The 8,546-nt window shown below is 42.3% G+C and carries 6 protein-coding genes; 1 reads left to right on the top strand and 5 read right to left on the bottom strand.

Going from position 1 to position 8,546, the window contains the following annotated elements:
• Positions 1-191: 191 nt before the first annotated feature.
• Positions 192-1,481: an aminopeptidase P family protein gene (locus POV26_RS10670; protein WP_272856459.1), complete on the bottom strand. Its 1,290-nt coding sequence runs from the start codon at positions 1,479-1,481 to the stop codon at positions 192-194.
• A gap of 259 nt (positions 1,482-1,740) precedes the next feature.
• On the opposite strand from POV26_RS10670, the gene POV26_RS10665 reads away from it, so the two are divergent.
• Entirely contained in the window at positions 1,741-4,014 is a 2,274-nt protein-coding gene (locus POV26_RS10665) for a two-component regulator propeller domain-containing protein (RefSeq protein WP_272856458.1), read from the top strand.
• A gap of 8 nt (positions 4,015-4,022) precedes the next feature.
• Here POV26_RS10665 and POV26_RS10660 read toward each other — a convergent pair whose 3' ends face one another.
• The 4 genes from POV26_RS10660 to POV26_RS10645 form a co-directional block, all read right to left on the bottom strand.
• Positions 4,023-5,078, bottom strand: coding sequence for a tellurite resistance/C4-dicarboxylate transporter family protein (locus POV26_RS10660; RefSeq protein WP_272856457.1), 1,056 nt, complete (start codon positions 5,076-5,078; stop codon positions 4,023-4,025).
• Positions 5,079-5,264: 186 nt separating this feature from the next.
• A complete protein-coding gene (locus POV26_RS10655) occupies positions 5,265-6,230 on the bottom strand; it encodes a family 43 glycosylhydrolase (RefSeq protein ID WP_272856456.1) in 966 nt (321 codons plus the stop codon).
• Positions 6,231-6,812: 582 nt separating this feature from the next.
• Positions 6,813-7,484 (bottom strand): OmpA family protein, encoded by a 672-nt coding sequence (locus tag POV26_RS10650; RefSeq protein WP_272856455.1) that lies wholly within the window; start codon positions 7,482-7,484, stop codon positions 6,813-6,815.
• The coding region (locus POV26_RS10645; RefSeq protein ID WP_272856454.1) for a hypothetical protein at positions 7,477-8,546 on the bottom strand (1,070 nt) is incomplete at its 5' end. The genes POV26_RS10650 and POV26_RS10645, both read right to left, overlap by 8 nt.

Below are 8,546 nucleotides of genomic sequence, written 5' to 3'. Positions count from 1 at the left end.
GTAAAACTCCGCCCGGTAGATAGACTTCGGTACAACGAATTGGACGAAGCCTTCTTTTTGCAATACAAAGATATTAATTAAACAATTGAAAAATGATTAGGATTTGAACACAGTATCTTTGGGGTCTGAAATCTTTATTTTTTCTTCAAATGAAGTAAATATTATTATTCCCCCTTTCGGGATTAGGGGACTTAATTCATCAACTCCTCAATCTCTTCCGCTTCAATGGGAATATTGCGCATCAGGTTGAAAGGCTCGCCCTTTTTCTGGATAACCACATCGTCCTCCAATCGGATTCCGAAACCTTCCTCGGGAATATAGATTCCCGGCTCGACGGTAAAGACCATATTTTCTGCCATGGGCTCCCATAGAATGCCGTAGTCGTGGGTGTCCAGCCCCATGTGGTGGCTGGTGCCGTGCATAAAGTATTTTTTATAGGCTGGCCAGTTTGGGTCTTCGTTCTTTACATCGGCCTTGTCCAAAAGTTTTAGGTCCAAAAGTGCTTTGGTCATCAATTTTCCTACTTCCTCGTGATATTCCTTCCAGTAATTTCCGGGAACCAACATTTTTGTGGCGTCGTCCTTTACCTTCTTTACCGCATTATAAACCTCGCGCTGGCGTTTGCTGAATTTTCCGCTTACGGGAATGGTCCGCGTCATGTCGCTGGCATAATTGGCATATTCGGCGCCCACGTCCAAAAGAAGCAAATCGCCTTTCTTGCACTGTTGGTTGTTTTGAACATAATGCAGCACATTTGCGTTGTTGCCGCTTGCCACAATGGGCGTATAGGCAAACCCGCGGGAACGGTTTCTTAAAAATTCATGCATAAATTCGGCCTCGATCTCGTATTCCCAAACGCCGGGTTCTACGAAATTCAGGATTCTTCTAAATCCTTTTTCAGTGATATTACAGGCGGTTTGGATTAAATCGATTTCAATTTTATCCTTTACCGAACGCAGGCGTTGCAAAATAGGATTGCTGCGTTCCCAACTGTGCGCGGGAAATTTTTCTTTTGTGGTTTTGATGAATCGATCCTCGCGGGTCTCGGTTTCCACGCTTTGGCGGTAATGCTCGTTGGTATTGAAATAAATGCGCTCTGCCTGCGTCATTACTTCAAAGAAAATCTTGTCAAATTCCTTCAGCCAGTAAATGGATTTTATACCGCTTACCTCGGTGGCTTTTTCCTTGGTGAGTTTTTCGCCCTCCCATACGGCAATGTGGTCGTTGGTCTCACGCACGAAAAGCATTTCGCGATGGTCCTTGTTTGGCGCATCGGGAAAAAGCACCAAAATGGTTTCCTCTTGGTCGGCGCCCGTTAGATAAAAAAGGTCGCGTGCCTGCTGGAAGGGCATGGTGCTATCTGCGCCAATGGGGTAAATATCGTTACTGTTAAAAACGGCAACGCTCTTTGGCTTCATCTGCGCCATAAAGTTTTTGCGGTTTTTTATAAAGAGTTTGCTGGGTATTTGATCATACTTCATTTGTAGTAGGGATTAAAATTTGCTGAACGGCCAACATACATTTGGGCCAAGTACAAAATTAATTATTTAAGAGCTATCTATTGAAGGTTTCGGTTTAAATATGAAAAAATAGGATTGCATTTGGCATAAAACATTACAATTCAGTATTTTGTGTGTTGTTTTCTTCTTTAGAATCGAATTATGCCTTAAATTTCAATTTGAAGAAAGATGGAGGTAGGGTTTTAGCCCCTATAGATGTTATGTTAAAAAAACCACTCGTATGAAAACAAAAGTACTTATCAATTTTATTATCTTTTCGTTAACCTTACAGGCCTTTGCCCAAGACCCCAACTGGGCCTACATTCGTAAGGAAAATACAGGCATTGGCGGCGCACTTCACTTTGTTGTGCAAGGGAATACCTTCGGGAATATCTGGACCGGGGGCTACGAATCTTCGGATGAGGGCAGTTTGGTGCGCATTGCCACTACAGACACCGTTTATACCAATTGGTCCACCTATTCGGATGAGTATTTGCCAAACGGGTTGATTTATGACATCGCCTTTGATAGTACGGGTATTATATGGGTTGGTTCTGAAGCTGGGATCACCACCTCTGGCGACGGCTTGAATTGGACACATTATGATACTGCCAACACGCCTTTTTTAAGCACCAATGTTGAAGGTATAGCCATAGGTGCCGGAGATACGGTCTGGACCGTTCATACCGATAGCGACCCGGCCTTGGGCGGGATGGGTTATTTTGATGGTGCTGCGTGGAATTATTACACCTCGTCAAACTCGGGCATTCCCCCTGGGATCAATTTAAGGGATATAGCGATTGATGGCAACGATGTGAAGTGGATAGCTTCAAACAACGGTCTTATTTCCTATGATGGCACTACCTGGCAACATTACACTTCTGCAAATAGTGGCCTTTCGGCAGATAATATATGGGAAGTGGCGATTGATGACCAAAACAGGGTCTGGGCCTTGGTGGGCAATGCTGTGGATATTTTTGATGGCACCGCTTGGACGCAGGTCAACGAGAGCGATTGGCCCATTACAAACGTTCAAGGACGGTCACTGGCCATACGCGGCGACCAGGTTATCATAGCCGAAGGTTCCAACTCCCGCGTTTTATTGTTTGACGGCACTACTTGGACTTCTGAATATATGAATTTAACTATGTATGATTCCTATATTGATGAAAATGGTACTTACTGGGTATCTGGTTATGGGGTTGTCGCGAGGAATGACGGTACGGGCTGGGTTCGATATACCGGCTACAATACGGGGCTGCCCGATAATTTTAATGAAGATGTTTTTATTGACAGCCAAGGCCGCCGATGGTTCGCCAATGGCAGCGGGGGTATCCAGGTTTTTGACTGCCCGAGTTGGGAAGTTTATGGGCCAAACAACGAAGGGCTTTTCCCCAATCCGCAGACACTTTATTCCACAACCATCGGAACTTCCATTACGGAAGATGCCGATGGCGATATTTGGTTTGCCTACGCCGGAACTTCGGGCTACATTATCCACATTCCCGATGGAAATTATAAAGATTATGCGGCCTGGACAACCTATGACAATACCAACTCTACCCCATGGCTGCAATTTATCGGAGAGCTTAATGCCACCGATGACGGAAAGCTTTTTGCACTGGCAGACAACAATGCCATCATGTTTGATAAGGTTGCAGACACTTGGACGGTCTGGAACATATCCAACGGACTATCCGGCCCTCCATATAGTTTGGCGTCTCGTGGCAATGCCATGTATGTTGGGAGTTACCAAGGAATAGATGTGTTTGAAAATGAAACATGGTCAAATATAGACTTGACCCCACAAGACATTGAGCATGTACTGGATATTGCTTTTGATGCGAATGACCATATGTGGCTGGGTACAACCAACGGCTTGTGGAAGTTTGATGGGACCGATTGGACCAATTGGAACGAAAGTAACAGCAACATAGCCGCAGACTATGTGACCGCCATCGATTTTGACGCGGCCAACAATGTTTACCTAAGCGCGCACAATACGCAAACCTGGCCTTATTACGGCGGCATATCCTATTTTGACGGAACTGGCAATACCTTCACCACTTTTTTGGATGGCAGCTCGCCTCTGGCCCACAAACAGGTGGAAGATATTGCGGTAGATTCCTTCGGAAATATCTGGGCCTTGACCCAAAGCGAAGGATTTACCGTTTACAATCCTTCCGGGATAGCTGGCTTTGAATGTATTGACAGAAACTTACAGAGGACTTTGGGCGTCGAGGATTTTGCTCTTGATAATACTTTGGAAGGTATTAATTATCCCAATCCTTTTAAAGAATCAACCACGGTTATTTTCATGGCTCAGGATCTAAGGCCCGTTTCAGTAGAAATATATGATATGTTGGGAAGAACAATACAAAATTTTGAAATAACAGAGGTTTCCTTGGGAAAAAATAGCTTTACGGTAACGCTGCCAAAGGAGGCTAAAGGTTTATTCTTCTGTAAGATTGCATCCAATGGAAAAAACCATACTATTAAGCTTCTGAAAGAATAGATCCATTCCTATTTCGGAGAAAAATTTCGCAAGAAAGTGGAGAGCATTCCCATAAAAACCAAAATCCAGGCGCCCAGTGCAATATATAGGAATACGGTAGGAATCGGCATTAGGAACGGCAATTCCATAACCTGCGATAATTTTACGGTACACACGGTGTACATTCCCAAGGGAAACACCATTCCCCAATAGTGCGAAACATAACTAATGGGAATTTTTTTGACCAGGTGCCTCCAGATTCCCAACAGTACCATCAGCGGGATCCACCAAGTGCCAATAGCCCAGAAAAGAAGCACCATACCTTTTAAAAAAGGTAAAAGTTCTTCTAAAAAAGACCATTGTTGCGTCCTACTGATCAGTCCAACGCCAGAGAGCACCGTGATGGCATCGGCCCCCATGCTTATCCAATAGGGAGTGCCAAGCGTTTTGGGCCGGACCTTGAAAAACAGTAGCCTGTATATAATAAGTGTGATAAGCACGATATAGAAAAGACATCCTACAAAAAACAGCATAAGCGAAAAAAACAGGATGCCTTCAAAAGAAACGGGAAGTTGCCCCGACAGTTGAACGCCCAAAATTGAAATGGATTGGGTGGCCACAATAATGAGAAGCCAAGTGCCGCTTATGACCTTGATGGAAGGTTTGAATCTCTTTTCGATATGGACGGCAAACAAAAAATAGATCAGAAATATCCAAGATAACAGGCCAATGCCGAAAAGAAGGCTTGCAAGAGTGTAGTTATTGTTTAGGATTATAAACTGGCTTCCCAGTATGCAATTTGCCGCCACGAATGAAAGAAAGCCCATGTTCTTTTCAAGATTGAAAACGTGGGAACGGAATCTTTTCCAATAAAACAATTTTTGGGCGCCAAACAAAGCACATAGCACAAGATATGCGACGATGTTCAGGTAAAACAAGATCTGCGCGATTACCGGATAATCAAAAATGTGTACGGCCAGCGAAACGATGCCCGTTGCCATGACCAATGCAAAGTAATCTGGCGATAGGGCCGCAATGCCCTTAAAATGTCGATGGGTTCGTGTGGAAAGGGCGGGAAACGGCATAAAAGTTTTTTTGGCTAAAAAAGTAAGGATTGAATGGCCAAAACCATGTGGAACTAAATTACGCAAGTTTGCCAGAAATTGCAACTAACTATGGCAGAGAAAGCAGCAATGCCGCTCCGGGGGTTTCATTTTTTTTCAGAATGTATAGCATACCCAGTCTTTAGCGGTCATTATTTTGAAATGTTGCTACTCCTTCCGTGCCATCATAATCCACCAGCCCACCGAGTAATCGGCGCCTGTGTAATATAGAATTTCCTCTTGGGTTGCAGGATCCACAAAAATACTCGGGGCTATTATCTCGTCCTTTTCGTAGGGCGGTCCGGCTTGTACTATCAAGGGGTCGGGCAATTCCGTCCACGGGCCAAAGGGATGGGATGCGGTGGCGTAAAAAATGGCCTCTTTATTGCCAATGGTGCCGGTTCTTACCGCTACAAAACTGTTTTCGCCTATCTTGGTCACTTGGCCTTCCATGCCTATGGGGGTGTCAACTAACCGGAAATCGGTCCAGGTGTGTCCGTCATCGGTTGAGGTGGCGCCCATTAACCATATTTCCGTAACGAGGCTGGGGGCATTGTTCCAGCCCAGAAACATCAAAAACAGCTTGCCCTGGTGCTCCACGATACTTGGCGAGGTTATGCAGTACACGTTCTTTCCGGCAATGGTTCCCTTGGGAACTACGGGATGGTCCATTTGTGAGTAGGGACCCGTTAGGGCATCGGCTTCGGCCAGAAAGATTTGGGCCTCGTAGGTTTCCTCATCGGGATAGCCAATGTAATATATTTGGTGCTTGCCATTGGAAGCTTTTCTGTAAAAGGCCGTTTCCTTATTGCCGTCCATTCCGGAGGGGCCTTCCTCGCCAAGAAGGGTTGCGGCCGGCAGCCATTGATTTAAGACGCTTCCGTTGGCCAGTTTAATAGCGGACTTGCCATTGTGGTCGCCCGAGTAGATCATCCGCAGGTTATTATTGTCCAGAAATACGTGGGCATCGCTGGCGGATTGGTAATTCTCGTTTGGAATAGGATCCCGCAATACGGGTGTTTCCTCGCGGACCCAAATTTCTGCCTCGGGCTCCACGAGTGGGGAATCGTTTTTTTTGCACGATTGAAATGTTAGGATAGCCAATAAGAGTCCCAAATAGCGTATGTGTTTCATCGTAGGTTGTTATGGCGGGTTTATTTCGGTTGAAAAACGAGTTCAGGTTGATTTTGATTGTTAAAAAGAAATGTTGTGCAACGGAATATTATTATTATTAGTACATTAACCTTTTCAACAGAAATCAAGCGTAGGCTAATTTAAGAAATTCCATCCTGAGGATATAATTAATGGGTTGAATTGTAGCCGATGGGAGCATTTCAGCGTTTTGGTTATGGGAAATCCGTTTTTGTTCCTCGGTCGAAAATACTTCAAAAAGTAGTTAAAATCTATCCAAAAAGGTGGCCCCACCAATGGATAGCTCCATTTTTGTGACAACCGAATATCGCCCATTCCATAGCGAGATGAAAAAATAAGGTCGCTTATCCCGAAGCTTCGGGCGGCTTATTTAGGGTAGGTTTTTAGGAAATTGTGGGGTTTGCAAGGGTTACCAATGTTATGCCTTCGTCCTTCTTTATGTGTCGTCCGTTTTGTTGTCATCTCTTAAAGGTTTTTGTCGAGCGTTGGCTTGGTGGTTCTTTTGTAAACTTAGCTTGTGGGTTGGCTTGAGCGGTTTTGCAAATATGCCACCAATTGCGTTGGCTAATTTGATTTCATATCGCCTATTTTCGGTGTAATTTGTATAGTGAATTTTCTATTCTCACTTTCTATATCTTCTCTTGATTTACCGAAGTATCCACTCCCTGATATCAAAATTTCACAATTACTGAATTTCTTAAAATCAAGTCCATTACTTTGCCAATAATTTATTAGAGACAATGCTCTATTATAACTCAACCGATAACCAACATCTGGAATTTTTATGAAGTTGTTTCCACTGCGTTGCGTATTTCCTTCGATAATCAAAAGGTAATTAACGTTGGGATTTTCCTTTGTTAGTTGAGTCATAAGTTTGTGAATACTTTTACCTGCTCCGAGTATTTCCCTCCTTATTGCGATTGGAATGTCCGTTATCTGTGAGCTGTTGCTATTGAATTGGACATCTACTTTTAGTTTATATCTTTTATTTCTTTTGTCGTATAAAAAGTAATTTGGGTCTAACTTTTCAAGCGCTTCTTGAATTCTCTTTATTTCGTCAAGCTCTACCTTAGCTACTTTAAGTTCATTATTCTTTTCGTTTAATTCTCCAATCATCTTGTTTTGCATTGTGTAAACTAAAACAAAAAGTACGAGCATGACGAAAAACAAACTTGTCATTAAGTCTGAGTAGCTCAACCAAAAGAAGTCTCTTTTTTTCTCGTTTGATTTAGCCATTTTTTTTCTCTGTTGAAATTTCTATTTTACCAATGGTTTTCTTCAAGTCTATGATTGCGTCAATTAGTGCCTTGTTTGTGTCAATCGTTTGCTTCTGTGATTCCTTGAAGTCATTTCGCATTTCAACGATTTGATTTTTCAAAACATTGAATTCATCCTTTTGAATGGAAGAGTTTTCTACAAATATTTGAATGGCGTTTTGTATTTCATTAATTCCTGTGAAAAAGTTATTGTTACTGCCAATGAAAGATTGAATTTGTTCCGTTGATGTTTTAAAGTAACTATTAAGTTCCTTGTAAACTTCTTTAATATCTTGATTGAGTTCATCAATTTGGGTTCGCCAAACTTCTCTATGGTCATTTATAGTTGGGAAGTGTTTCTCTAATGAATCTTTGAATTGCTTCTGTAATTCAATTGTGGCAACACTGTTGTTGCTTATTACCTTAAGATTTACATTGAAGTCCTTAAACTTTTCAATGATTAGATTCATGTCGTGGGCAACTTTTTCTGTTTTGTCAACATAGCCATTTAGGCTCTTTTGATATGCTTGAAATTTTTCTAAATGCTCTGCTGATTCCTTTAGGTCTGCAAAAACTTCCGCAATTTTAGTGGCTGTTCTAGTTAGACTTAACTTGTTTATTTCCTCTAGAACTGTCTGTTGTTTACTCAAATTCTCGTTAAGCAAATTGCCCGAATCCTTATAGTCGTCCATGTTTTCTCCAAACTTTATAATAAAGTGGTTCAAAACATTCTTGAAGCTCCCTAATGATTTGGAAACACCAATATTTAGGAAGGGCAGAAGTTCTCTTTGAAGAAAATCGTAGTAATGATTTTTGTCAGTATCATTTTTGTAGGCTGCTGGTTTGTAAACCAAAGCTGAATTTATTACGGTAAAAGTCAAGCCTACCAAACTCGCAAACATTGCGGCAATGACACTGTAAGCTTCCCTTAAAACCGAACTGTTTAAAAGTAGAATAATTATCTTAATTTTAAACAGTATTATGAGACGAAGTAAATTTTCACCGCAACAAATTGCAAAGATTTTAAAAGAATTCGACAACG

Origin of the sequence: Aequorivita todarodis, assembly GCF_028561335.1 — a bacterium.
Taxonomy (GTDB): Bacteria; Bacteroidota; Bacteroidia; order Flavobacteriales; family Flavobacteriaceae; genus Aequorivita; species Aequorivita todarodis.
This window is presented reverse-complemented; position numbering and strand designations above follow the sequence as displayed.